Annotated in this window: 25 protein-coding genes and 1 riboswitch; of the genes, 11 read left to right on the top strand and 14 right to left on the bottom strand. The window is 70.3% G+C overall.

The window, feature by feature from the left end:
- Window positions 1-201: 201 nt before the first annotated feature.
- From ACFQW6_RS09880 to ACFQW6_RS09865, 4 genes are all read right to left on the bottom strand, one after another.
- Window positions 202-987, bottom strand: coding sequence for a hypothetical protein (locus tag ACFQW6_RS09880; protein WP_378543935.1), 786 nt, complete (start codon window positions 985-987; stop codon window positions 202-204).
- Between the two features lie 138 nt (window positions 988-1,125).
- Window positions 1,126-3,333, bottom strand: coding sequence for an MMPL family transporter (locus ACFQW6_RS09875; RefSeq protein ID WP_378543931.1), 2,208 nt, complete (start codon window positions 3,331-3,333; stop codon window positions 1,126-1,128).
- A 92-nt stretch (window positions 3,334-3,425) separates the two neighbouring features.
- Window positions 3,426-3,683, bottom strand: coding sequence for a YciI family protein (locus ACFQW6_RS09870; RefSeq protein ID WP_378543928.1), 258 nt, complete (start codon window positions 3,681-3,683; stop codon window positions 3,426-3,428).
- Between the two features lie 57 nt (window positions 3,684-3,740).
- Window positions 3,741-4,067, bottom strand: coding sequence for a YciI family protein (locus ACFQW6_RS09865; protein WP_378547512.1), 327 nt, complete (start codon window positions 4,065-4,067; stop codon window positions 3,741-3,743).
- A gap of 89 nt (window positions 4,068-4,156) precedes the next feature.
- On the opposite strand from ACFQW6_RS09865, the gene ACFQW6_RS09860 reads away from it, so the two are divergent.
- Window positions 4,157-4,735, top strand: a complete 579-nt coding sequence (locus ACFQW6_RS09860) for a TetR/AcrR family transcriptional regulator (protein ID WP_378543925.1) — start codon at window positions 4,157-4,159, stop codon at window positions 4,733-4,735.
- Window positions 4,736-4,950: 215 nt separating this feature from the next.
- Here ACFQW6_RS09860 and ACFQW6_RS09855 read toward each other — a convergent pair whose 3' ends face one another.
- The 4 genes from ACFQW6_RS09855 to ACFQW6_RS09840 are packed head-to-tail and all read right to left on the bottom strand — an operon-like array spanning window position 4,951 to window position 7,979.
- On the bottom strand, window positions 4,951-6,198 hold the full coding sequence (locus ACFQW6_RS09855; RefSeq protein WP_378543922.1) for a trans-sulfuration enzyme family protein: 1,248 nt from the start codon (window positions 6,196-6,198) through the stop codon (window positions 4,951-4,953).
- Window positions 6,195-6,611, bottom strand: coding sequence for a hypothetical protein (locus ACFQW6_RS09850; RefSeq protein WP_378543919.1), 417 nt, complete (start codon window positions 6,609-6,611; stop codon window positions 6,195-6,197). The genes ACFQW6_RS09855 and ACFQW6_RS09850 overlap by 4 nt, the downstream gene beginning before the upstream one ends.
- Window positions 6,608-7,372: a B3/4 domain-containing protein gene (locus ACFQW6_RS09845; RefSeq protein WP_378543916.1), complete on the bottom strand. Its 765-nt coding sequence runs from the start codon at window positions 7,370-7,372 to the stop codon at window positions 6,608-6,610. Before ACFQW6_RS09845 ends, ACFQW6_RS09850 begins: the two co-directional genes overlap by 4 nt.
- On the bottom strand, window positions 7,365-7,979 hold the full coding sequence (locus ACFQW6_RS09840; RefSeq protein WP_378543913.1) for a helix-turn-helix domain-containing protein: 615 nt from the start codon (window positions 7,977-7,979) through the stop codon (window positions 7,365-7,367). The genes ACFQW6_RS09845 and ACFQW6_RS09840 overlap by 8 nt, the downstream gene beginning before the upstream one ends.
- Window positions 7,980-8,033: 54 nt before the next feature.
- Here ACFQW6_RS09840 and ACFQW6_RS09835 point away from each other — a divergent pair, with 54 nt between their 5' ends.
- The 5 genes from ACFQW6_RS09835 to ACFQW6_RS09815 all read left to right on the top strand — a co-directional run bounded on the left by ACFQW6_RS09835 (window position 8,034) and on the right by ACFQW6_RS09815 (window position 13,758).
- A complete protein-coding gene (locus ACFQW6_RS09835) occupies window positions 8,034-10,439 on the top strand; it encodes a pyruvate dehydrogenase (protein WP_378543910.1) in 2,406 nt (801 codons plus the stop codon).
- A 26-nt stretch (window positions 10,440-10,465) separates the two neighbouring features.
- Window positions 10,466-10,528, top strand: a riboswitch (guanidine-III (ykkC-III) riboswitch).
- 10 nt (window positions 10,529-10,538) lie between these two features.
- Window positions 10,539-10,853 carry a DMT family transporter gene (locus ACFQW6_RS09830; RefSeq protein ID WP_378543907.1) on the top strand — a complete coding sequence of 105 codons (315 nt, stop codon included), beginning with the start codon at window positions 10,539-10,541 and terminating at the stop codon, window positions 10,851-10,853.
- 310 nt (window positions 10,854-11,163) lie between these two features.
- Entirely contained in the window at window positions 11,164-12,402 is a 1,239-nt protein-coding gene (locus ACFQW6_RS09825) for an IS110 family transposase (protein ID WP_378543905.1), read from the top strand.
- Window positions 12,403-12,703: 301 nt separating this feature from the next.
- Window positions 12,704-13,510 (top strand): siderophore-interacting protein, encoded by an 807-nt coding sequence (locus tag ACFQW6_RS09820; protein WP_378543903.1) that lies wholly within the window; start codon window positions 12,704-12,706, stop codon window positions 13,508-13,510.
- 62 nt (window positions 13,511-13,572) lie between these two features.
- Window positions 13,573-13,758 carry a hypothetical protein gene (locus ACFQW6_RS09815; RefSeq protein WP_378543901.1) on the top strand — a complete coding sequence of 62 codons (186 nt, stop codon included), beginning with the start codon at window positions 13,573-13,575 and terminating at the stop codon, window positions 13,756-13,758.
- Between the two features lie 98 nt (window positions 13,759-13,856).
- On the opposite strand, the gene ACFQW6_RS09810 is transcribed toward ACFQW6_RS09815, so the two are convergent.
- Complete coding sequence (locus ACFQW6_RS09810) at window positions 13,857-14,159, bottom strand: hypothetical protein (RefSeq protein WP_378543898.1); 303 nt, start codon at window positions 14,157-14,159, stop codon at window positions 13,857-13,859.
- 262 nt (window positions 14,160-14,421) lie between these two features.
- Here ACFQW6_RS09810 and ACFQW6_RS09805 point away from each other — a divergent pair, with 262 nt between their 5' ends.
- The 3 genes from ACFQW6_RS09805 (at window position 14,422) to ACFQW6_RS09795 (ending at window position 17,715) form a co-directional block, all read left to right on the top strand.
- Entirely contained in the window at window positions 14,422-15,729 is a 1,308-nt protein-coding gene (locus ACFQW6_RS09805) for a DUF2254 domain-containing protein (protein WP_378543895.1), read from the top strand.
- A gap of 110 nt (window positions 15,730-15,839) precedes the next feature.
- A complete protein-coding gene (locus ACFQW6_RS09800) occupies window positions 15,840-16,232 on the top strand; it encodes a hypothetical protein (protein WP_378543892.1) in 393 nt (130 codons plus the stop codon).
- A 103-nt stretch (window positions 16,233-16,335) separates the two neighbouring features.
- Window positions 16,336-17,715, top strand: coding sequence for a chloride channel protein (locus tag ACFQW6_RS09795; RefSeq protein ID WP_378543889.1), 1,380 nt, complete (start codon window positions 16,336-16,338; stop codon window positions 17,713-17,715).
- A gap of 53 nt (window positions 17,716-17,768) precedes the next feature.
- Here ACFQW6_RS09795 and ACFQW6_RS09790 read toward each other — a convergent pair whose 3' ends face one another.
- On the bottom strand, window positions 17,769-18,962 hold the full coding sequence (locus tag ACFQW6_RS09790; protein WP_378543887.1) for a cation:proton antiporter: 1,194 nt from the start codon (window positions 18,960-18,962) through the stop codon (window positions 17,769-17,771).
- Window positions 18,963-19,305: 343 nt separating this feature from the next.
- On the opposite strand from ACFQW6_RS09790, the gene ACFQW6_RS09785 reads away from it, so the two are divergent.
- The gene (locus ACFQW6_RS09785) at window positions 19,306-20,559 is read left to right on the top strand and encodes a hypothetical protein (RefSeq protein WP_378543884.1); all 1,254 of its coding nucleotides are present in this window, start codon (window positions 19,306-19,308) and stop codon (window positions 20,557-20,559) included.
- A 253-nt stretch (window positions 20,560-20,812) separates the two neighbouring features.
- Here the strand turns inward: ACFQW6_RS09785 and ACFQW6_RS09780 are convergent, their stop codons facing one another.
- The 3 genes from ACFQW6_RS09780 to ACFQW6_RS09770 form a co-directional block, all read right to left on the bottom strand.
- Entirely contained in the window at window positions 20,813-21,499 is a 687-nt protein-coding gene (locus ACFQW6_RS09780; protein ID WP_378543881.1) for an FAD-binding oxidoreductase, read from the bottom strand.
- Window positions 21,500-21,515: 16 nt separating this feature from the next.
- Window positions 21,516-22,127, bottom strand: a complete 612-nt coding sequence (locus tag ACFQW6_RS09775) for a sulfite oxidase-like oxidoreductase (RefSeq protein WP_378543879.1) — start codon at window positions 22,125-22,127, stop codon at window positions 21,516-21,518.
- A gap of 64 nt (window positions 22,128-22,191) precedes the next feature.
- Window positions 22,192-22,848: a Type 1 glutamine amidotransferase-like domain-containing protein gene (locus ACFQW6_RS09770; protein WP_378543877.1), complete on the bottom strand. Its 657-nt coding sequence runs from the start codon at window positions 22,846-22,848 to the stop codon at window positions 22,192-22,194.
- 42 nt (window positions 22,849-22,890) lie between these two features.
- Here ACFQW6_RS09770 and ACFQW6_RS09765 point away from each other — a divergent pair, with 42 nt between their 5' ends.
- Window positions 22,891-23,502 carry a hypothetical protein gene (locus ACFQW6_RS09765; RefSeq protein WP_378543875.1) on the top strand — a complete coding sequence of 204 codons (612 nt, stop codon included), beginning with the start codon at window positions 22,891-22,893 and terminating at the stop codon, window positions 23,500-23,502.
- A gap of 26 nt (window positions 23,503-23,528) precedes the next feature.
- On the opposite strand, the gene ACFQW6_RS09760 is transcribed toward ACFQW6_RS09765, so the two are convergent.
- On the bottom strand, window positions 23,529-24,779 hold the full coding sequence (locus ACFQW6_RS09760; protein ID WP_378543873.1) for an MFS transporter: 1,251 nt from the start codon (window positions 24,777-24,779) through the stop codon (window positions 23,529-23,531).
- Window positions 24,780-24,781 lie beyond the last annotated feature (2 nt).

The raw sequence follows: 24,781 nt of genomic DNA, 5'->3' as shown, positions 1-24,781 counted from the left end.
GTGCTGGAGGGAGGGTCACTTGCCGCGCAGCTGCCGCTCGCGGGATCAGTGGAGCTCCGCACCACTGATCCTTCACTGGTCGGGGTCGACGCCGTTGATCCGGCCGGGCGGCGCTAGGATCGCCTCGATGTCGCTCGTCCAGCGGCGCTTCGGGGACCGGATCGCTCGTCGGGTCCCGCACTGGACGACGCTGAGGGCCGATCAGGTCGCAGGCGATTGCAGCGTGTTGATCGAGGCGACTTGGGTGAATCCCAGCTTGCTGAGGATCGGTGCGGATGTGCTGTGCTGTGCTTGGACGGCAAGGCCTGGCGTGCCGAGCCGAACGGCTTCGTCCCATCGGGCACGTACGAGCGCCCGGTAGCAGCCGCGGCTCCGGGCCTGCGGCAGCGTTGCTCCACCCGCTAGGTAGAGGCCGGCGGGCGTCGGCTCGGCGAGTCCGAAGGCGACCGGTTGCCCGTCGACCCATGCCAGCCATTGGTTCCCACCGCGACGCGTGCGACGCTCGAACGTCTCCGCGGCCCTGGCTCGTTCGTCAGCAGCAGCGCGCGGATGCCAGCGCGATGCTGTCAGCACGATCTCCAGCCCCGCGCGGTGTTCTTCGAGTGTCGCAATACGGCGTACGTCGACGCCGGTGACCGTAGGGGGCTCTGCGGCCAGCGCCATGCCGGCGCAGACGGCGTCCATGGGCGGGTCGGGGTCACACAATCCGAGCTCGCGAAGTCGGCCGGGGAGGTCGTCGGGGGTTGCCGAGGAGCCGACGTTCCACACCACGCGGTCGATTCCTGCGACGATCTGCTCGATCTCCTCGACGGCTCGAGCCACCTCCTCTCCTTGCTGCGGAAGCCGGAGCCGACACACGCCGGCCCATCGTCGGCGGGGGCCGATGAGCACGCAGTAGGAACTCTGCGCTACCCGCTGCGACCCGTCGGGCGGCTGAATGAAGAACTCCGGATCCTCCGCTAGCTCGACCAGCACGGAGGAGACCACACGACGAGCATGACCCCGCCTGCGGCGGGTGACAAGGGCGACGTTCCCCGCCGCGAGTGCAGGACCGGGAAGGGGCACGGCCGGGCCGGGCGGCACCTCGAGGTCGAGGTGCCGCCCGGGCTCAAGGCAGGGCGCTGCTCAAACAAGCACGCGTTCCGGCTCCGGGTCGACCGGCAACGGCAGTGCCTCGGGCCACGACTCCTCGCCGTCGTCGGTCCCACCGTCGATGTCGATCCTTGGCAACAGGCGGTCGAGCCAAGCCGGGAGCCACCAAGCACGGTGGCCCAGCAGGCTCATGGCCGCGGGAACGAGCACCATCCGGACCAGGGTCACGTCGAGGAAGACCGCGGCTGCGAGGCCGATCCCGAACATCTTGGTCGTCACGTCGACATCGAGGACGAACGAGGCGAAGACGCAGATCATGATAAGTGCCGCGCTGGTGATGACCCGGGCCGTCGACCCGACCCCTTCGACGACTGCGCGTTGCGGGTCGAAGTGCATCCGGTACTGCTCGCGCACCCGGCTCATCAAGAACACCTCGTAGTCCATGGAGAGGCCGAACAGGATCGCGAACATGAGCATCGGCGCGAGCGGCATGATCGGCACCGTCTCGTGCACGCCGATCGCTCCGGCCCCCCAGCCCCATTGGAAGACGGCGACGACCACGCCGTACGCCGCTCCGATGCTGAGCATGTTGAGCGCGGCTGCCTTCAGTGGCACCAGGACGGAGCGGAACACGACCATCAGCACCAGGAACGACAGTCCGACCACGGCGGCGAGGAACCACGGCATCCGCTGGTGCAGCTGTGATGACACGTCGTCGATCAGCGCGGTCGAGCCGGTCACGGATGCGGTGACTCCGGATCCGCGCAGTGCAGAAGGGAGGGTCGTCTCACGGAGGCGCTCCACCAGTTCATTGGTGCGTTCGTCCTGCGGGGACGTGGTGGGGATGACGGTGAGGATCGCGATGTCATGTGCGTCGTTAGTCTCCGGTCGGTTGACCGACGCCACGCCCGAGGCGTCTCCCAACGCCGTCGAGACCTGCCGGATCGTGCTCGCGGGGATGAGGGCGCCCTCGTTGTCGAGGACCACCTCCAGCGGCCCGTTCACGCCCGGGCCGTAGCCGTCGGCAACCAGGTCGTAGGCCTGACGCGTGGTCGACGACGGCGCGTCGTTCCCGGCGTCTGCGAAGCCCAGGTACATCGAGAACGCGGGGATCGCGAGCGCGCCCAGCAGCGCAGCTGCGACACCGCCGTAGAGCACCGGTCTGGCGACGACGCGCGCTGCCCAGCGAGCAGACGCCGCGTCGGAGTCCTGTCCTTCGCGCGGCTTGACGAACGGGATGCGGGCACTGTTCACCCGGTGCCTCACCACACCGAGGATGGCGGGAAGCAAGGTGATCGACGCCAGCATGACGACGGCCACCATGATGGCCGAGCCGTAGCCCATCTTCTCCATCATCGGGACGCCGGAGACCTTCAGACCGACGATCGCGACCATGACGGTGACGCCGGCGAAGAGCACCGACAGGCCAGCCGTGGCGTTGGCGCGCCCGATGGCCACGGGCACCGACTGGCCGGACGCCAAGTTCTGGCGGTGCCGCGTCAAGATGAAGAGCGCGTAGTCGATGCCCACGCCGAGACCGAGCATCATGGCGACGACGCCGGTCACTTCGGAGACCTGCACGATTCCGGACATGATCCCGATGGCGCTGCTACCGACCACGATCGCGACCAGTGCGGTGATGATGGGAAGGCTCATCGCGACCATCGAACCGAATGCGACGGCGAGGATCACGACCGCCATCAAGATGCCGATCATCTCGCCGTTCCCACCCGTCTCGACGTTGGCGTAGCCCAAGGCACCGTCGTACTCGACCTGGATGCCGGCATCGCGAACTTCTTGGAGGGAGCGCTCCGCCTCGGCCAGCTCCTCCGGGCCCACCTTTTGGACGTCGAAGGCGACGGTGGCGAAGGCGGTCTGGCCGTCGTCACTGATCGTCGGTCCGCGGGGATCGTATGGGCTGCTCACGCCCACGACGTGCTGGCCCTCGGCGAGCCGGTCGACCGCTTGCCGGATCGCGGTCCGGGTGGCCGGGTCGGTGAGGCCCCGGTCGGCGTGGAAGACGACGTGCGAGGAGTACAGCGTCTGCTGAGGAAGCCGTTCCTCGATGGCGTCGGCAGCACGCTGCGACTCCGAGCCGGGGAGGCTGAAGCTCTCGTCGTACTCGCCGCCCTGCGAGACGTTGAGCACGAGGATCGCGCCGGCGAGCGCGACCCAGGCTGCGATGATCCGCCACGGGTGGCGGCCGGCGAGGTGGCCGATGCGGTACAGAAGTTGAGACATGTTGAACCTTCCTTGGGTCTTGTCCTTGGGGGTCGGGGCGCGATGCGCTGACGAAGCCGGCTGCAGGCGAGTCGGCTCGTTCGTCGGGCCGGTCATCGCGGGCTCCGGGTGCCGTCGAAGGCATCGAAGTACGGCGTCAGCCGCCGGATCGTGTACGTGAAGAGCCCCGTGCGGACAGCCGGGTCGTCGCCGATCAGCGCCGCCGCCCCGTCAAGGCTGGGCGTCTCGAGAAGTGCGATGCCCGACCGTCCGTCGTAGGCGGGCCCACCGAGCAGCAGGGCGTCGGAGTCGAACAGGCGGCGCATGTGCGCCAGGTGATCGCGCAGGACGCGCGGGTCCTGGTCGAACACAGTGCCAGGATCCGTCCATGCCGGTCCGGGGCCGATGAGTGCCAAAGATCGCATGCCTCAGCCCGCCTTGCGCTGCGCGGCCAGAGCGGCGACCGACACCTCGGTGCGCACGCTTGCGAAGGCGTCGAAGTAGGCGTGCAAACGGTGCAGTCGATAGCTCAACACTCCGGCCATCACTGCCGGATCGCGATCCAGCAAGGCCGCTGCCGCTTCCTCGTCCGGTGCCTCGATCACCGCGATCCCGCCACCGTCCTCGAACGGCCCGCCGAGGAGTAGGACACCCTCGTCGAACCGGTGGCGCATCGATCTCAAGTGGCCGTCGATCGGTGCGCCCTGCTGGTAGACCGTCCTGCCGGCCTGCCAGTTCGCGCCGTGACTGAACATCGTCACAAACCTCATGCTGTCCTCCATACGTAGTAGTACGGACGACCATACGCCTACGTATGGATAAGTCAATACGCTAGCGTATGGACATGACACGCGACAGAAAGAAGACGAGCACTGCGGACCGGCTGGGCGCGGCGGACTGGACCAGTGCGGCGCTCGCCGCGATCGCCGAGAAGGGCACTGCCAACGTCTCGGTGGAGCGACTGGCACGGGAGCTGGGTGCGACGAAGGGGAGCTTCTACTGGCATTTCAAGGACCGACCGGCGCTGATCGAGGCGGCCTTGCAGCTTTGGGAACGGGACTACACCGACCGGATCATCGAGCGCCTCGCGGACGTCGCGGACCCGCGGGAGCGGTTCAAGAAGCTGCTCGAGTCGGCGTTCGAGGAGCACCCTGGCGTGCTGATCGATGCCAACCTTCTCGCAGCGGCCGACGATCCGCCGGTCGCGGCCGCGCTCGAACGGGTGGCGCGCAAGCGCCTCGCCTTCGTCGACAAGGTCTTCGCCGAGCTCGATGCCGACGGCGGCTCAGACCGAGCGATGCTCGCCTTCAGCGCCTACGTCGGGCTGGCCCAGCTCCGGCGTACGGCACCAAACCTGGTGCCGACCGGACGTCGGACCAAGCCGTACATCGACCACGCGATCGCCTGGCTTCTCGGCGACTGATCCACTCGGCCGCTGCCGACAGCCGAACACTCGATGGCTGCGCTTCATCTCTGACGTCGAAGGCGATCGCCCGACGACAGCGACGGCACCGAGCCAACCCTCGTTGGCCTCAGTGGCTCGACTGGGCGACAGGGTCCCCGCAACCTGCGTCACAGCGCCGCTTATCTGGCGCAGTCCGAGTATCCGCACATGCCGATGACGGACTTGTAAGGATGTCAGCTCGCCGGGCCGTACGCCGTGGTGAGGGAGGCGTCGAGGTCGGCGATGAGGTCTTCCTGTGCCTCCAGACCGATGGCGAGTCGGACGAGGCCGTGGTCGCGGAACGGCTGCGCGAACGCCTTGGCGGGGCCTTCGGGGTACTCCTCGTAGGCGATGAGGGTCTCGTCGTGGCCGAGGGAGACGGCTGAGGTGATGACGCGCAGGTCGTTCACGAAGCGCAGTCGGTCGGCGTGGGTGCCCCCAATGGCGAAGGACACGACACCGCCGAACCCGCCGTCGAGCTGACGGACGGCGGCGTCGCGCTGGTCGTGGCTGGGCAGGCCGGGGTACGACACATGCACCACACGAGGGTCAGCCTCGAGGAACGTCGCGACCGCCTGGGCGTTCTGTGACTGCCGCTCCAGGCGGAGCGGGAGGGTGGTGGAGCCGCGCATGATGAGCCAGGCGTTGAACGGCGAGATGGCTCCGCCGGCGTGCCACATGGGTCCGGTGCGGGTCTCCTCGACGAGGTCGCGGGCGCCGATGACGACGCCGCCCATGGCGTCGCCGTGGCCGTTGTAGTACTTCGTGAGCGAGTGGATGACGAGGTCGGCGCCGTGGTCGAGGGGTCGCATCATCGGGGGCGGCGTGAAGGTGGAGTCGATGGTCAGCAGCGCGCCAGCGTCGTGGGCGATGGCGGCTAGGGCGGGGACGTCGGCGACACGGAGGTCGGGGTTCGCGATGACCTCGGTGTGCACGAGCTTCGTGTTGGGGCGTACGGCTGCGCGCACCGAGTCGAGGTCGGTGATGTCGACGAAGTCGACCTCGATGCCGAGCTTGTTCGGGAACACGTCGGTGAACAGTCCGGCGACGCGCATGTAGACGACGTTGGACACGATGGCGTGGTCACCGGGGTTGAGGACGGTGAAGAACGCAGCGTGCAGGGCGGCCATGCCGGTCCCGAACACGGCTGCGGCCTCACCGTGGTCGAGCTTGGCGAGCTTCTCCTCCAGGCCGCGCTGGTTCGCGCCGTGCTCGCGCGTGTAGACCAGGCCCTGGTAGCCGGGGGCGTCGATGTCGCTCGGATCCCCAGGTAGCCGGTAAGAGTTGGCCATCACGATGGGGGTGCGGATGGCGCCGGTGGTTTCGTCGGCATGGTTGCCGCCGTGGACCGACCAGGAGTTCCCGGTCAGGGTGTCGAAGTCGTGCTTGTCCGGCCGCGGCCGGCTCGTGCCGTCGGGTGCGCTCGTGTCGGTGCTGGTCATGAGAAGTCCTCGCTGGAGTCGTTGGAGCCGGCGCTCGGGTCGGTGCTGACGACGGCTCGGCCGGCGTCCTGGTCTGGGGTGTCGTCGGTCATCTGCGAGGCGCCGGCGGGTGCGGGCAGCCGGCCGTCGGAGTACGAGGCCTTGATCTCCGAAATCACGATGCGGTAGCCGTCGTACCAGCGGTCCACCTGTCCCTTTGCCTCGCGGTGCTGGGGGAACCGGGCGAGCAGTGCGACGGACTTCTGGTCGGCGAAGTAGTAGATCGCGTTGACGACGTCACCCTCGGGGGAGAGCCACTTCTCGACGTGGTCGAAGCCGGGCAGCGAGCGGGCGTAGTCGTCGATCTGGCCGTCGAAGCGGTGGAAGTCGTCGTCGTATGTGCCGGGCTTGAAGATGAACTGGCAGCAGATCACGGGTGCTCCTGAGCGGGGGTACTGGCGGTGACGAGTGGGGTGAGGAGGCGGGTGGCAACGGCGACGTTGTCGCCGAGCTGGCGCAGGTGGGTGACGAGCTCGTCACCGGCCGCGGCGAGGGCCTCATAGGTCATCGGCTCGAGAGCGTCGAGGATGAACAGCGCCGAGGTGGTTTGGTCGGTGAGCTGGGTGCGCCGGCCCTGGCGCCAGTTCCAGCGCCTGCACGTCGCGGTGGTGTCGTCGCACCAGACGACCTCGCCGGCATCGGGGTGCTCGACGACGGGTTCGCCGCCGGCGACGGTGTCGAACGCCTCAGCGCCGGTGGCGCGCACGAGCCGCGGCGCACCGACGTAGGCGTTGAGGTCCTCGCCACCGAGCGGGACCTGGTGGATGATGCTGATGGCGTTGTAGAGATCGGTGAGTGCGTTCACCCGCGGCAGACCCGACTCAGGGGCGCCGGCGCGACGCACCAGTGCCTCGAGGCTGTTTTGGGTGCGTTGCCGCTTGGCGCCGAACGCCCGGTACGCCTCTCGCCACGCTGCGACGTGCGGCAGCTCTTCTACCGGGGTCTCGGCCAGCAGGTCGCGTGCCGGCTCCTCGGCCCGAACGAGCAGTGCTTCGCTGCCGTTCTTGTCGGTGTGCGGGTCGAAGCCGTCGACGGCGATGAGGAGGGCGCGGTAGTCGGGCCGCAGGGCGGCCACAGCTGCGTCGATGCTGGCGCCCGAGAGGAACGCCGCGAGGTCGACACGGTGGTCAGTCATGGCTGGCCGCCGACGGGTCGGTCTTGGTGCTGGCACCGACACCGGGCTCGAACACGGTCAGGGAGAAGCGGGCCGGGGCCGAGCCCTCGTTGGCGTACGAGTGCGGGACGTCGCTCGCGAACGAGACGGCGTCGTCGACCTCAAGGACCTCGACCTGGTCCCCGACGGTGACGGTCACCGTGCCCTCACGCACCTGGAGGATCTCCTTCGTCCCCCGGACGTGCGCCTCGCTGTCGTGCCGATCGCCGGGCGCAAGGGTCCAGTCCCAGAGTTCGAGGATGTCGGGTGCGGTGGTGCCGGCCAGCAGCACGCCGCGGCCGCCGCCTTCGCCGGTCCACAGCGCTGGGGCCTCGCCCCCGCGGATGACCTTCACGGGCTTGCTTTGCGGGACGGCGACGAGCGCCTGCAGGCCGATGCCGAGCGCGTCGCTGAGCCGCAGGAGCGTGGTGACGCTCGGGTTCGCGGTGCCCTGCTCGACGTTGATGAGCATGCGCCGGCTCACCCCGGAGTGCTCCGCGAGCTGGTCCAGGGTCCACGCCCGCGACTGCCGCTCGGCGCGCACCTTTGCGCCGATGGCGGCGGAGAGGTGGGAGGCGTTGTTGTCCACGAGTGCAGCATAGTGCATTCTTGGTGCAACGCGACAAGCCTTGAGGAGCACCGCATGACCGCCACCCCCACCTCGCCCGCCACTCCCACCTCGCCCGCCACCCCGTCGGCCACCGCAACGCACCTCGATGCAGGCGTGTCCGGACGCGCGCCGGCTACTGACGCGGGCGTGCTTCGCGACATCTCGAAGCGCGTGCTCTGGCTGTCGGCGGCCATCGTCGACGCGGCCAACCGCGGGCGCCCGAACGTGAGCGGCGTGAAGGTCGGCGGCCACCAGGCCTCGTCCGCGTCGATGGTCGACATCATGGTGGCCCTGTGGTTCCACGCGCTGCGCGGGGAGGACCGCGTCTCGGTGAAGCCGCACGCCTCGCCGGTGCTGCACGCCGTCAACTACCTGCTCGGCGACCTCGAGGCCGACTACCTGAACACGCTGCGCGCTAAGGGCGGGCTGCAGAGCTACCCCAGCCGGCTCAAGGACCCCGACACGGTGGACTTCTCCACAGGTTCGGTCGGCATCGGCGCGACCGCTGCGCTGTGGGCGGCCATCGCGCACCGCTACACCAGCTCGCACTTCGCCGAGACGCCTGAGGCCGGTCGGTTCGTCAGCCTGCTCGGTGACGCCGAGCTCGACGAGGGTGCCATCTGGGAGGCCGTCGCCGACCCGCAGGTCGCCTCGCTCGGCGAGCTGCTGTGGGTCGTCGACCTGAACCGGCAGTCCCTGGACCGGGTCGTCCCCGACATCCAGATCGACCGGCTCCGCGGCATGTTCACCGCCGCGGGCTGGCAGGTCGTCACCTTGAAGTGGGGCCGGTTCGTCTCCGGGCTGTTCGAGCGCCCGGGCGGTGCCGAGCTACGGCGCCGGCTCGAGGAGATGCCGAACGAGGAGTACCAGCGGATGCTGCGCGTCCCCGCCGACGAGGTGGCCGAACGCATCCTCGCCGGGCAGGACTCCACGGTGCTGCGCGACCTCGTCGGCTCGCTCAGCACCGAAGACCTGGCGCACGCGGTGCGTGACCTCGGTGGGCACGACCTGCCCCTGCTCGTCGACACCTTCGACGGCGCTGACGAGCACCGCCCAACCGTCGTGTTCGCGTACACCATCAAGGGCCGCGGCCTGGCCACCGAAGGCCACCCGAACAACCACTCCGCCCTGCTGACCGGCCCGCAGATGCAGCAGCTGGCCGACGCATGCGGCATCGACACCGAGCAACCCTGGGCGACCTTCGCCCCTGACTCCGCGGCCGGCCGCCTGTGCGCTGAGCGCGCTTCCGCGCTTTCCCGGCCGGCCATCACGACCACGGGCCCGGTGGACGTGCCGACGTCGCTGGGTCACCCGCACCGCAAGGCCGTCTCCACGCAGGCTGCGCTGGGCCGGGTCCTGGCCGACCTTCCCCGTGACGCTCCCGAGCTGGCCGCCCGGCTCGTGACCTGCAGCCCCGACGTCGCGTCCTCGACCAACCTCGGTGGGTGGATCAACAAGACCGGCGTCTGGTCGGTCAAGGAGCGTCGCGACTGGTTCGCCGACGACCGCGAGCGCGTGCTGCGGTGGTCCGAGAGCGAGTCGGGGCAGCACATCGAGCTCGGCATCGCGGAGGTCAACCTCGTCGGGCTGCTCGGCGAGCTCGGCACCACCTGGTCCCGCTGGGGGCAGCGGCTGGTGCCGGTCGCCACGATCTACGACCCGTTCGTCAGCCGTGCCCTGGAGCCGTGGTCGTACGGCATCTACGCCGGCGGGCAGTCCATCCTGGTCGGCACCCCGTCGGGCGTGACCCTCGCGCCCGAGGGCGGGGCGCACCAGTCCATCACCACGCCATCCATCGGCCTCGAGCAGCCCGGCTGCGTCGCCTGGGAGCCGGCGTTCGCCCAGGACCTCGAGTGGACGTTCCTCCACGCCGCCGCCCAGGTCGGCGTCGAAGGCGGCACGTCGGCGTACTTCCGGCTCTCCACCCGCCCTCTCGACCCCGAGCTCGCCGCCCTGCCGGAGGACCCGGCCCTGCTCGAGCGGAGGCGTTGCCAAGCCGTCGCGGGCGGCTACCGCCTCTCCAGCCACCCCGCGATTGAGGACGAGGTGATGCTCGTGGGAGTCGGCGCGCTCATGCCCGAGGTCATCGAAGCTGCCCGCGTGCTGGGCGACCAGGGCGTGACCGCGGGTGTCGTGTGCCTGACCAGCCCCGACCTGGTGTTCCGTTCATTCCAGCAGCGCGGCAGCCGCGATGCAGGGGCAGGCGTCGGGAACATCGTGGATGAGCTGTTCCCCGCGCACGCGCCAGCGCCGCTGCTGACCGTGCAGGACGGGCACCCGCACACGCTGTCGTTCCTTGCTGGTGTCCGCGGTGACCGCATCCGCTGCCTGGGCGTCACCGAGTTCGGCCAGTCCAGCGACCTCGCTGACGCCTACGCCCTCCACGGCATCGACGTTCCCTCCATCCTCGACGCCGCCCTGACCCTCACCGGCCGGTGACCACCCTGCGATGACTACGCTGATGCTCGAAGTCGAACCACGACGACCGGACGAGGGAGCCGTACCCGGACAGCGACAAGACGGCCATGAGGAGCAGTCATGGCGTGGCTAGTGCTTGTCGTTGCAGGAGGCCTCGAAGCGGTGTGGGCGGTTGCCCTCGGCAAGAGCGACGGGTTCACCCGACTGACTCCGAGCATCGTCTTCCTCATCGCCATCGCCGGCAGCATGGCCGGGCTCGGCTACGCCATGCGGACCCTGCCCATCGGCACCGCCTACGCGGTCTGGGTCGGCATCGGCGCCTCCCTGACCGTCGCGTTCAGCATGGCCACCGGAGACGAGCCCGCGAGCGTCGTCAAGGTGCTGCTCCTGCTCGGGCTGATCGGGTGCATCATCGGGCTCAAGCTCGCCCACTGACGACCCCTCTTGCAGGCCACTTCGCGCCCGCGCCCGTCCTATTCCCCGGCCGTGTCGAACGTCCGGATCTAATGGCTTCTGCCGGTCTGTTTCGGCAGGCTGGTTCCGGTAGCGGCCGGCGGGTCAGCACTCTCCGAATCTGATCGCTTTGCAGGTCTCGCGGCACCGTGCGCCCGTTGGTCGTGAGGAGGCGAAACCGCTGCTGGGATGTCGTGCCCCGTCGCCGATGGTGAGCACTTGGACCATTGGATCGCTGGCTGTCCTCCTCCGCGCTGCTGACCATTGGTGAGGCGAGTAGGAAGGCGAGGCGATGCTTTTCATCGGAGATGACTGGGCCGAGGATCACCACGACGTCGAGCTGGTCGACGACGAGGGCCGTGTGCTGGCCCGTAGACGGTTGCCCGAGGGGATCGGGGGCATCGCCGGGCTGCATGCGCTGATCGCCGATCATCTGCCCGAAGACTGGGTCGATCTGGAACCCGAACAGGTGCAGTCGCTGGTCAAGGTCGGCATCGAGACCGACCGAGGGCCCTGGGTGGCGGCCTTGGTCGCGGCGGGGTACGAGGTGTTCGCGATCAACCCGCTGTCGGTGGCCCGGTACCGCGAGCGCCACTCCACCTCGGGTGCGAAGTCCGATGCCGGTGATGCGCACGTGCTGGCCGAGATCGTCCGCGTCGATCGGGCCCATCACCGGCCGCTGGCCGGCGATTCCCAGGAAGCCGAGGCGATCAAGCTCGTCGCGCGCACCCACCAGAGCCTGATCTGGGAGCGCAGCCGCCATGTCCTGCGGCTGCGGGCGGCGCTGCGGGACTTCTTCCCCGCCGCGTTGGAGGCATTCCCTGATCTGGATGCTCCCGAGGCGCTCGAGCTGCTGGCTGCTGCGCCTGATCCCGGTCGGGCGGGTCGGTTGAACCGCCGCCGGATCACCGCCGCGCTCAAGAGAGCTCATCGGCGCGACGTCGAAGCCAGGGCCACCGAGATCCTCCGGATCTTCGGTGCTGGGCAGCTGCGCCGCTCAGATCCGGTCGAGGCGGCCTACGCCGCGATCGTGGCCAGCCAAGCCACCATCATCGCGACGCTGAACACCCAGGTCGAGCAGATGGCGGCGGTGGTGGACGCGCATTTTGGCCAGCACCCGGACGCTGAGATCTACACCAGCCAGCCCGGCCTCGGTGTGGTCCTCGCCGCCCGGGTCCTCGGCGAGTTCGGCGACGACCCGCACCGCTACACCGACGCCAAGGCCCGCAAGAACTACGCCGGCACCTCACCGATCACCAGAGCGTCGGGCAAGAAGAAGATCGTCCTAGCGCGCTACGCCCGAAACCGCCGGCTCGGCGACGCCGTGCAGCAATGGGCGTTCTGTTCGCTGCGCGGATCACCCGGCGCCAGGGCGTACTACAAGCAGCTCCGCGCTAAGAACGTCGGCCACCAAGCCGCACTACGCCAGCTCGCCAACCGACTCGTCGGGATCCTCCACGGCTGCCTCAAGACCCACACCCCCTACGACGAACACACTGCCTGGAACCACCACCTCAGCAATGCCGCTTGACACCCGCAGAACCTGGGATGTCTGCCGCGATGAGTGCAACGGTCTCCGATGGGGTACTGCCTGACTGCGTGCTCGTCGGCGTCTTTCCTCCGGGCGAGACACGCTCACGCCCCAGGGTGCGAGCGCGGCGAGCACGCCCGTCGACTTGCCTGGTCCGCTACGTTGGCGGTCCCTCGAGGGGGTAGGGGTGGCCCACCTCCCTTCGGTCCACATCGCCGCGGCGCCCACCCGCAAGGACAACGCATGTACGACTCGTCCCCCTCGACGTCCTCCGACGTTCAGCGCGACCTGGAGGTCTGACATGTACGGCGAGGTCATCTCCACGACCCACCTCAGCTCGCACCTGGTCCGGGTGGTGCTCGGCGGGCCCGGTCTCGAGGGGTTCGTCTCGAGCGGCTTCGCGGACGAGTACGTGAACTGCTTCTTCCTCCCGGCGACCGCGCCGTACTCGGCACCCTTCCAGGAGGAGGACATTCGCGGGCTCCCGCGTGAGCAGCGACCCTTCCCGCGGCGCATCACGGTGCGATCGTGGGACAGCGCGCGGGGCGAGCTGGCGCTCGACATCGCAGCGCACGGCGATGTCGGACACGCCGGACGGTGGGCGACGCAGGCCAGGCCCGGTGACCGCCTGCAGCTGCGCGGTCCGGCCGGCGGGTACCGCCCCCACCCGGAGGCCGACAGCTACCTCCTGGTCGGCGACGAGAGTGCGCTGCCAGCCATCGCCGCATGTGCAGAAGCCGTCCCGGTTGGACGGCACGTCGTGGCGGTGGTCGAGGTCGAGGACGCCGCCGGCGAGGTGCCTCTCACATCCCCGGGCGCCCTGCAGGTGCGATGGGTGCATCGCGCGGCCCACGACACAGATCCGGACGAGCTGCTCGCCGATGCTGTACGAGCCCTGCCGCGGCCCGTCGGCACGGTGAGTGCGTTCGTGCACGGCGAGGCCGGCGCAACGCGTGCCGTGCGGCGAGCGCTGCTGAGTGCCCGCATCGTGACCGAGGAGAACCTCTCCTGCTCGCCCTACTGGCGACGGGGCCTCGACGACGAGCAGTGGCGAGCGGTCAAGGCCGACTGGTTGCGGTCAATCGCGGCGGAGACCGTTTCCCACTGATGCATCGCGACCCCGCCGCCGGCCCTGCACAGGGTCGGCAGCGTGAGTCCTAGAGTCTCTGCATGCCCAACAATCCGAACGTGGTCCTGCGCGGGGGCCCGGGGGACGGCCAGATCTCGTACGTCTCCGCGCTCGGGGACCCGATGCCCTTCGAGGACGTCGGCGGTGGCTCGATCACCTATGTCGACAGCGACGAGCTCGAGGAGCATGCGGGCATCCAGCTGCGGGTCTACGTGCCGCAGGTCTGATCGCCCTGGTGTCCCGAGCCCATCCGCTGACGGCGGTGCTCCTGGGCTACGCCGTCATGCGAGCCGGAGCACGTCGACCCTCGCGCTGACCAGGCCAGTCATCGCAAGATGCGCCACGCCAGCCACGCCGGGTGGAAGTCGGGATGCGTGCTGTGCGCGAAGGCGTACTCGCCCAGCGCGCGAAGGCAGCGTTCAGGCAGTGGGCAGGGCTCGCCTGGGCGACAGGCGTCGCGCGCCATGTCGAGGAGGACCCGCTCGACGACGTCGCACCTGCCGACGAGGGACTCGTCGACGGGAGTCGTCAGCTGGGCACCGAGTCGGTCCTCCTCGACGCGGGCGGCGACGAAGGCAAGGAGGCCGGCCACCTGAGGTTCGCCACACTCGATTGCTGGTTCAGCCACCTGACCAGTGTCTTGCCTTCCTCGCGATCCGTACACACCCTTCCTGGTCTACCGGCTCATCGGCGGTGCGACGGGCAACCCATGGGCTGTCACGATCCGGTCAGGAATCCGCGACAGCCAGGAAGGTCCGCCGCGGCCCCCCGCATGTCTCACCCACCCTGCGTGAGGTGGAACTCGTCTACTCGCCCCAGCCTGAGAGCACGGCGCGCCATCGACAGGGAGGAGCGGCGATGTCCCAGCCTGCTCGGGGGAGACGAGAGAGATGACCTGGGCCGCCCGCTTCCAGCTGCGGCAGCACTTCCGACAGAGCCTGTGGGCAGTGCCCCTGCTGGGTGCGGTCGCCGGGGCAGCGCTCGCGGTCGTCGACCTGCGTGTCGAGGATCGGGTCACGATGCCTGCGTCGTGGTCCTACTCGCCGTCGACAGCCAGCACCGTGCTGACGACGGTGTCCGGGGCGATGATCGGGCTCCTGGGCCTCGTCGTCACGGTCGGCGTCCTCGTCGTGCAGATGGCCACCGGCACCCTCTCCCCGCGCTTCATGCGACTCTGGTACCGCGACCGCCTGCAGAAGCTCGTGCTCGCCTCGTTCACAGCGACCTTCGCCTTCTCGTTCGCGCTGCTCGGCACGATCGAGGCGGGATCCGTGCCGCATCTCGGGGTGACCTTGGCCGGCTTCGCCGTCTCCGTCGACCTGGTGCTGCTCTTGCTGTACCTGGACCGTTTCGTGCACGCGCTGCGTCCGGTCGCCGTCGCCGCCGCAGTGGCGCGGTCGGGTCGTGATGTCGTCGCCGAGCTCGACCACGCCGGGATCGACCCGCAGGCGGGGGACCGCAGCCCTCGGGAGGCGCGGGGCAGCAAGGTCCAGGTCCGGTCGAGGAGGTCGGGCGCGATCCAGGCGATGGACACGCGCGGGATGGTCGACCTCGCCACCCGGCACGACCTCACGTGCGTGCTCACGCGCTCCGTCGGCGACTTCGTGAACGCCGGCTCGGTCATCATGGACGTGTACGGCTCACCGGACCAGCGTGTGCTGCGACAACTCCGCGGGAAGATCGCCCTGGGGCACGAGCGGACGATCGACCAGGACCCCGCGTACGCCGTGCGGATCATCGTCGACATCGCCATCCGGGCACTCTCACCGGCTGTGAACGACCCCACCACAGCAACGCAGATGATCAACCACCTGGGCGCGGTGCTCACGGACGTCGGGGCGCGGGAGCTCGGCAGGCACGGGACCCTGCGCGACGTGGAGGGACGGCTGAGGCTTGCCTTCCGAACGCGGACCTGGGACGACTACCTGCACCTCGGTGTCTCGGAGATCCGTCAGTACGGACGAGACTCCCCTCAGGTGTGCCGACGCCTCAGGGCGATGCTCGCCGACCTCGAAGAGACCGTCCTGCCCGCCCATCGCCCCGCGGTCCGACGCGAGCTCGAGGTGCTGGACCAGGCCGTACGGCTCTCCTTCCCCGAGGGAGCCGAGCAGGCGTTCGCGCTCGGACGGGACCGGCAGGGAATCGGCGGGGCCTCCGAGGCACCGCCCGAGGCCCGTGTCGCTGACGGGGACGAGTAGCACCGGTTCACCCGCCTCGGAGGAGGCTGGCCGCCGCCGCGCAGAGCAGGGTTCCGACCATGGACTCCATTGCCACTTGCCTCCGTCTGCGGTGGGCGGGCGCGATCCTCGTGCTGGTCGCAGCGCTCGCCGCCTGTGGAACGGGTGAGGACGACACCCAGCCATCTGCTGACGACACCCCAGCCGTCTGCTCCAGCGTCGACGCCCTGCGGTCATCCGCCAAGGCTCTGACCGATGTGCAGGTGCAGCGAGGTGCGCTGGAGACGCTGCAAACGGATCTCGCGAAGGTGAGATCGGACCTCAGCACAGTGGTGAAGGACGCCACGAAGGAGTACGCGGACGAGGTGGACACCGTCGAGAAGGCCACGTCCAAGCTGGGCTCGAGCCTGGACGCGGCCGTCGGGGCACCGACTGCTCCGAACGTCGCCGCGGTAGGCGCGGCGTCCAAGGCCCTGAGCACGTCGCTCAAGGCGCTGGGCGACGCTGTCGACAGCACCTGCTGACGTGCCAGCCGTCAGTGCTCTTCTTGCGAAGTCACTGCTGCCCGAAGAAGGCATGCCCGAGCCCGTACCCGGACGGACGACCGGATGAGCGGAGGTGGGTGAGGTGACGGACCGGCCTGCCGCCGCGGGCGCCGGACCTGCGGGTGCAGGCGCGGCTGCCACACCGGCAGGGCAACAGGCACCCGATCCGGTCGCCATCATCAGGTCGCGGCCGTACCTGGTGGCGCTCGCCCTCGCTGCGGTCCTCGGTGTTCCTATCTCGGCCGTGGCCTACGGCTTCCTGGCACTGGTCGACGCGATCCAGGAGTTCTTGTTCGTCGACCTGCCGGCCGACGTCTTCACAGGGAGCACCCCGGCGTGGTGGCCGGTGCCCTGGTTGGTCCTGTGCGGGCTCCTGACCGGCGCGACGATCCGCTACCTGCCCGGCAACGGCGGCCACTCACCGGCGTTCGGCTTCACCACTGGGGGAGGCCCGCCCGTCGACCGCGAGCTGCCCGCCGTCTTCCTCGCCGCGTTCGCAACGCTGAGCCTGGGCGCCGTCCTCGGTCCGGAAGCGCCCCTCATCGCCATCGGCGGCGGGCTCGGCGCGCTCACGGTCCACCTGCTGAAGCGGGACGCGCCGCCCATGGCGCTGACGGTCATGGCGTCAGCCGGCAGCTTCGCAGCCATCAGCACCCTGCTCGGGTCGCCCATCCTGGGTGCGTTCCTGATCATGGAGGCCGCCGGCATCGGCGGGCTGACGCTCAGCCTGATGGCGCTGCCGGGGCTGCTGGCATCGGGCGTCGGTGCCCTGGTGTTCGTGGGGCTGGACGCGTGGACCGGGCTGGGCAGCTTCTCGTTGGCCCTGACCTCGGTCCCCGCGGGCGTGACCCCGACGGTGGCGACCATGGCCTGGGCCGTGGCCATGGGGGGCGTCGGCGCGCTGCTGGGCTGGGTGATCCGCTGGATCGGCCTCTCGTTGCGCCCGCTCGTGCACGTGAACCGGGTGCTGGTCACCGCCGGGCTCGGGTTCCTCATCGGGCTGACCGCGATGGCCTACCAGCTCATCTCGGGCAACAGCTCCACCGAGGTGCTGTTCTCGGGACAGGACGCGCTGCCGACGCTGGTCGACAACGCCGCCGACTACTCGCTCGGCGTGCTGGTCCTCCTCGCGGTGTGCAAGACACTCGCCTACGGGATGTCCCTCGGCGCGTTCCGCGGCGGACCGGTCTTCCCCGCGATGTTCATCGGGGCCGTGCTCGGCATCGCGGCCAGCGGCCTGCCCGGGATGGCGCTCGCCCCGGGGATCGCCATGGGCATCGGTGCCATGTGCGCGGCGATGCTGCGACTACCCATGACGTCGACGCTGCTCGCCACGCTCCTGCTCGGCACCGACGGCGTGTCGGTCACCCCGCAGGTCATCGTCGCAGTGGTCGTGGCCTTCGTCCTCACCCACGCCCTGCCGAGCCCGGACCCGCAGGAACGGTCGCCCCGGCACGCGTGACCGACATCAGGGAGTCCGAGTACGCCAGCCGGGCGCGGGCGTGAACCCGTGCTTCAGCGCCGGTCCGGCGGTTCCTCGTCACCGCGATGGCGCTGCGGCGTGCTGCGGTCGAGGGCGACGGCCAGCCCTGGGAAGAACATCACCGACAGCACGCCGGCGCCGATGAGCGCCGCGGCGTTCTCCGGGAGCATGTGGCCGGTGTCGAGGCCCACGGTGGCGAGCGCCACCAGCAGCGGGAGCGAGGTCGCCGTGAGCAGCATCATCTGGACGCGTTGTCGCACCGCCAGGTCGCGGCGGTAGAGGACGAACGAGGGCAGTCCACGCACCGCCAGCAGCAGCACGAAGAAGGCGACCAGCCGCAGCGGTGCCTCCCGGATCGAGGCCAGGTCCAGGCTCATGCCGGAGGAGACGAAGAAGACCGGGATGAAGAAGCCGTACCCGACGGCATCCAGCTTCTCCTCAAGGGCCGCCACGTCGCCCGGAGCCCAATGGCGCAGGATCACGCCGGCCAGGAAGGCGCCGAGCACCACGTCGAGCCCGACGTCGCTGGCGAGCACGAGCAGGCCGAAGAGGAGCATCAGGGTGAGCCGGAGGGTGATCTGCGACGTCGCGTGCTCGCCCTTGCGGGAGATCGCCTCGATCCGCGGCAGCCGGCCCAGTCGTGGCAGCCACGCGAGAACCAGCGCGACCGCGCACATCGCCACGAGGGAGATCAGCCCGACCAGGCGACCCTCCGAGCCGAGGAAGATCGCGATGCCGGCAATGGGCAGGAACTCGCCCACCGCCCCGGCAGGCATGATGAAGCGTCCCAGGGGGCCGTCCAGCATGTCGTTGTCGCGCAGGATCGGCAGGAGGGTCCCCAGTGCCGTGGTCGTGAGCGCGAGTGCGACGGGCACGAAGGCGTTCACCAGGCCGGCGGCAGCCAACGCCCCGGTCACGCCGATCGAGAGCACCGCACTGACCGTCCAACCGGCGATGGCGAGTCGTCCTGACCGCTCGCGGAAGTGGTCGAGCTCCAGCTCGTAGCCGGCGAGCAGGAACAGGAAGCCCAGCCCGACGTTGGCGACCAGCTCCACGGACTCCGGCTCCGCCAGCCCGCCGACCTGCGGTCCGATCAGCACGCCACCCGCGATCAGCACCACCACCTGCGGCACCAGCAACCGCGCCAGCAACGCGCTGACGAAGGGTGCGGCGACGGAGACGACGGAGACGACCAACAGCGCCTGCAGCTGCGTCTCGACGTCCATCCGCCCACCTCTCGACACTCAGACCGCATGGCGGCGTCCCGCAGAGGTCAGGACGCCCCTCGCGCCAAGGACACGCCGCGGAGACGCCGAGGTGGCCGATCGTGGCTGACCTCGCGGGGCGCCGGCATCCTCCGCCGGGGGTGAGACAGACGTCGGACACCCGTCCGCGGCAGCCGCCCACGTTTGTGGCGACGGCCCTCTCACCCGACCCGGGGGAGGCGATCGCCTCGGCCGTCGACCTACGTTCAGGTCCGAGGCGGCTCGACCCCGGGTCGAGTCCTCCCTCCATCTCGACGGAGAAGCCATGTCGCAACTCTCGCCAGCGAACACTCCCACCGCTCCGATGGAGACCGCGCCAGCACCCGAGAGACCGTCTCGAGGGCGCTCGATCGCGGCGGTCGTCTGCCTGGTGCTGGCCGGGCTCCTGACCACGCCCGCGGCGGTCGCGTACTGGGGCCAACGCACCCTGAACGACACCGAGCGCTACGTCGCGACCGTGGATCCGTTGATCGACTCGCCCGAGGTGCAGGACGCCATCGCCACCAAGGTGACCGCCGCCATCGAGAAGCAGGTCGACATCGAGGCCGTCCTCAACAACGTCTTCGAGGGCGTGATCACCGAGAGGCCGCGACTGGAGCAGCTGGTCGGGCCCCTGGCGGCAGCCATCAACAGTCTCGTGGAGCGGGAGGTCCGCGCCTTCATCGCCTCGGACGAGTTCGCCGAGCTGTGGCTCCAGGTCAACATCAGGGCGCAGCAGGCGCTGCAGCGCGTGCTGACGGGTGAGGGGACGGGGGCCGTCACGGTCCAGGGTGACCAGCTCGTGCTCGATGTCGACGAGGTCATCACGAAGGTGAAGGAGCGGCTCGTCGCTCGCGGACTGACCTTGGTGGAGAACGTCCCGATCCCGGAGACGGACCGGCAGATCGTGCTGGTGCAGTCCGACCAGCTCCAGCAGCTCCGCACCATCTATGCCTTCGGCAACCCGGTGGCCATCTGGATGCTCCCCGTCGTCGCCGTGCTCTACCTCCTCGCCTTCGTGCTGGCCCGACGTCGGCCACGGATGAGCGTGCTCATCGGGGCGGTGCTCGCCGCCAATGCTGTCCTGCTGGCCCTGTGCCTCACGATCGGGCGCCAGCTGTTCGTCAACCAGCTCTCGGGCACGGTCTTCGGCCCCGCGAGCAAGGTCTTCTACGACACCCTGCTCTCCTACCTCGAGCGCGGGCAGGGCGTCCTGCTCGCGCTCGGACTGCTGCTCGTCGTCGCAGGGGCCTTCGCCGGAGCCAACAGGTACGGCACAGCGGTCCGCACGAGCCTGGGCTCGGGACTCGAGAGCGTCGGGGCCCGGACGGGCGGCGGCCAGGTGGGAACAGCGGGGCGCTGGGTGGTGGGCAACCAGGGTTGGCTGCGCGTCCTCGTGGTCCTCGCCGGCGTGCTGATCCTGGTCTGGGGCAACGAGATCACCATGGAGCGGTTCTGGTGGTCCCTCGCGGCGGTGGTCCTGGGCCTGGCGGTCGTCCAGGTGCTCGTCGGCGCCGGCAAGGACACCGGTGTGGTTGCGCCGCAAGGGGCAGGGTCGGTCCCAGCTGATGCCACGTAGTGCGACGTCGACGGTTTTGCGTCGTCGGGAGCCGTAACACGCTCGCCCCCCGTGGCGCTGAAGGGAAGAGGGCAGCGGCGCGATCGTTTTCCCCCCGGATCGAGGTCGCGCCGCTGTTCGCTGTCTCCCGCGGCCCCTCTGGCTGTACCGTGGACCCGAGGCGTTCGATCCGGGGGGATGGACTGCCTGGTGGCGGCCCGGGTGCTCACATCGTGAGCACCCGGGCCTGCTGCTGAATCCGACCCGGACCGCCTCAGTCGCCCGTCGGTCCGAAGCGCTCGACGCGGATGGCCGCCGGGTCGAGGCCGCATGCCACGAGCAGGTCCTCGGCGTACGACGCGAAGCGGGCCGAGCCGCAGACGTAGCCGAGGTCGACGCCCTCGAGCAGCGGCGCCAGCTCCTCGGTGCCGAAGGGTCCGGCCGGCCGGTCGCCGACGTCGGCACGCGTGAAGGCGAGGGTCGCTCCGTAGCGCTCGAGCTCGGTGGCGTAGGCCAGTTCCTGCCGGGTGCGGCCCATCGCGGCGATGCGCAGCAGGTCGGTGCGCCCGAGTCGGCGTGCCGTCCGGGCCATGGCGACGGCAGGCACGACCCCGGTGCCGCCGACGAGGCACAGGACGCGGGACTTCGTGTCCCAGACGAACCAGCGACCGATCGGTCCACGCAGCTCGAGCACGTCGCCCACCTCGGCGACGTCGGCGAGGAACTCCGACACCTCCCCGTCCGGCTGCCGCTCGACGAGCAGCTCGAGCAGCGGGTCGTCGCTGTCGGAGGCCAAGGAGTACGAGCGCTGGGCCGTGTAGCCGTCGGGCGCGCGCAGCCTGAGGATGTAGTGCTGCCCGGGCAGGTGGTGCGGGCGGTCGTCCACGTGCAGCCGCAGCCGCACCGTGCTCGCGGTCGGCTGGTCCTTCTCGATGATGCGGCCGTCGCTCCAGGCGGCCATGGGGGCCGGGGCCACCTCAGTCGTCACCCTGGTAGCGCTGCTCGCGCCACGGGTCGCCGCGGTCGTGGTAGCCGTTCTGCTCCCAGAAGCCCGGCCGGTCCTCGGTCATCAGCTCGAGACGCGAGAGCCACTTGGCCGACTTCCAGAAGTAGAGGTGCGGCACCAGCAGCCGGAGCGGACCGCCGTGCTGGCGGGGGAGCGGCTTGCCGTCGAAGCTCCACACCACCCAGGCGCGACCACCGGTGACGTCGGCCAGCGGCAGGTTGGTGGTGTAGCCCGTCACCGAGTGCGCCATCACGTACGCCGCCGAGGTGTCCGGCTTGGCGACCGCGAGCAGGTCGTCGACGCTGACACCGCTGAAGGTGGTGTCGAGCTTGGACCACGTGGTCACGCAGTGGATGTCACCGAAGTAGGTCGAGCCCGGCAGTGCGTTCAGCTCCTGCCAGCTCCACGTGTGCGGCGACTCGACGAGGCCGTCGATGCTGAACGTCCACGACTCCTCGGGCTTCTGCGGCGTGGCCTCGGCGCTCAGCACCGGCCACGACGACCCGGTGTCGTACTGCCCGGGTGGGAGGCGACCGCGCTCCGGCTCGGGGCGGCGGCGGTGGAATCCTCGGGTGACAGGCATCGATGCTCCTGGGAGTCGGCTCGTGCTCGAGTCGGGCGAGGGCCAGTCTGCCGTGGCGGGAGCCCTACGCGAAGTGTCGCCACTCGCCTTCCGAGACGACCTCGACCCGGTCGCCGTCGACGAGGACCGCTGACTGCTCGTCGAGGGCGTACGCCGGGTTGCCGAGCTCGGCGGCCCACTGCTCGGCCACCTCCAGCGTGTTGCCCGGGAACAGGCCGACGTGCGGGAACAGCGAGAAGTCGACGAGGCCGAGCGTCCGGTCGCCCTCCTCGGGCCGCCACTCGACGAACAGGTCGCCGATGCGCGGGGTGAGCGCCATGCTGCCGGCGCTGACGCCGACCCAGACGGTGTCGGCCAGCTCGGGGAGCAGGTCCGCGACCCCGGACTCCCGCAGCCAGTGGGCGAGGTACGTCGCCTCGCCGCCGTCGACGAGCAGCACGTCGGCCTCGCGCACCCACGGCACCCAGCGGTCGGTGCTGATCGTCGGTAGCGCGGTCAGCTCGAGGAAACCGACGGAACGCCAGCCGAGCCCGGTCATCGTCGGCGGCGAGCCGTCGGTGACGAAGCGTCGCAGCGACTCGGGACCGCACATCGGATGCCCCCACTGGGCCGTGGGGACGCACAGCGCCGTCGACTCCTCGACCGGCTTGCCGAGCAGGTCGACGAGCGCCGCCCGGATGCTGTCATTGGTCACGCCGCCGGAGGTGAGCAGGAGCTTCATCCCTGCATCGTCGCAGGGTCGGCCCGGCGTTACGGTCGTCCCGTGAGCGACTACCAGCGGATCCTCGTGGTCAGCACGCAGGCTGACGCGGCGGAGGTCGCGCACGTGCGGGCCGACATCGGGTCGTCCGCGGTCGTCATCACCGCACCCACCGCCGACGGCAAGCGCATCGTGCAGGGGCTCGGGCACACCGCCCACCCCGAGGTCGTGCTGGCACCGGTGCGCTTCCCCGGCGTGGACCGTGGGCACCGGCTCGACGAGGTCGTGCGCCGCCATGCGGTCGCCGACCGGTTCCGCGACGTCGTCGTGGTGGCGGATCCCGCCACGATCACCCTGCTGCTGCGGGTGCTGGCGCCCGACCAGCTACCCGCGTCCGGGTCCGTCACCGAGGTCGGGCTCCCGCGGGGGCCGCGGCCGGTGCCGCTCGGTCGTGGGGCCGCTGCGGGGGTGGGGCTCGCCCTGCTGGTGGGCCTGCTGTCCGCGGCGATGCCGGTCTGGGTGCTGCCCGCGCTCGCGGCCATGGCTGGGCTCGTGCTGCTCGCGCTGCCCGGGCGGCGCTGGCTCGGCCAGTCGGTGCTCATCGCGGTCGCGGTGGCGCTCGGCGTCTCGCTGCTCGCGATCGCCGGCTCGGCGAGGTTCCCCGGCGCCTGGTGAGACCTCGGGCCGTCGACCGGGCCCGGTCAGGCGGGGGCGCCCGGCGCGGCGAGAGCGGGCGTGCGCCGCAGCACGACGACCAGGGCGCAGACGGTGAGCAGGAGCGCCGAGGCGAGGGCGACCACGCCCGGCCAGCCGGCGTGGCTCCAGGCGGCGCTGCCGAGGTTGCCGAAGACCGACGCGCCCACGTAGTAGGCGAAGAGGTAGAAGGCCGCGGCCTGCCCGGTGCGTACGCCAGCGAGGTGGGCGCGCGCGGTGACCCAGCCGCTCGCCAGGCCGTGGATGCAGAAGAAGCCGACGGTGAGGGCCGCCATCCCCAGAACGACGACCGGCAGGGCGTCGGCCAGCGTCAGCCAGACCCCCGCCAGCGCGAACGCGCAGCCGACCGGGATGGTGGCGCGACGGCCGATGCGGTCGGCGATCCGGCCCGAGGCCGCCGAGCTGACCGAGCCGAGGGCGTAGACGAGGTAGACCAGGCTGATGGTGCCGACCGAGAGCCCGTAGGGCGCCGAGCTGAGTCGGAAGCCCAGCGCGTTGAAGACCGCCACCATCGTGCCGATCCCGCAGGCGCCCAGGACGTAGAGCGCCACCAGGGCGCGGTCGCGCACCGCCGCACGGGCGCCGTGGAGCACCGACCGCAGGTCGGCCGGTCGGCGCACGAAGTGCCGCGACGCCGGCAGCAGCCACGCCACGAGGGCCGCGCACGCCAGCGCGGCGACCGCGGCGGCCGCCAAACCCCAGCGCCACCCCGCGGCGTCGGCCACCGGCGCGGTGACCACCCGGCCGGCCATGCCGCCCAGGGCGGTGCCGGCGATGTAGAGACCGAACGCCCGACCGTGCGCGGAGGGGTGCAGCTCCTCGCGGAGGTACGCCGTCGCCACGGCAGGCAGCCCGGCGAGGGTCACCCCCTGCAGCACCCGGAGGCCGAGGAGCGCCTCCCACGACGGCGCCATGGCGCACAGGACGCCCACGACCGCGGCGGACCAGAGGGCGAGGTGGATCAGGGGCGTGCGGCCGACCGCCTCCGAGAGCGGTCCGGCGACCAGCAGTGCCACGGCGAGCGCCGCGGTGGTCAGCGACATCGCCAGCGTCGCGCGCGTGGGCGAGACGTCGTACGCCTCGACGAGCTCGGGAAGCAGCGCCTGGACGTCGTACAGCAGCACGAAGGTCGCCATCCCGGCAACGAACACCGCCACCATCACGCGCCGGTAGCCGGCGGTGCCCGGACGGTACGGCGTCGGGCCGGCGTCCACGGGCGAGAGCTGGGCGGCAGGCATCC

The organism is Nocardioides sp. GCM10028917 (genome assembly GCF_042666175.1).
Lineage (GTDB): Bacteria > Actinomycetota > Actinomycetes > Propionibacteriales > Nocardioidaceae > Nocardioides.
Note: the sequence above shows the minus strand (reverse complement) of the source record. Positions and strands in the feature narration are given on the sequence as shown.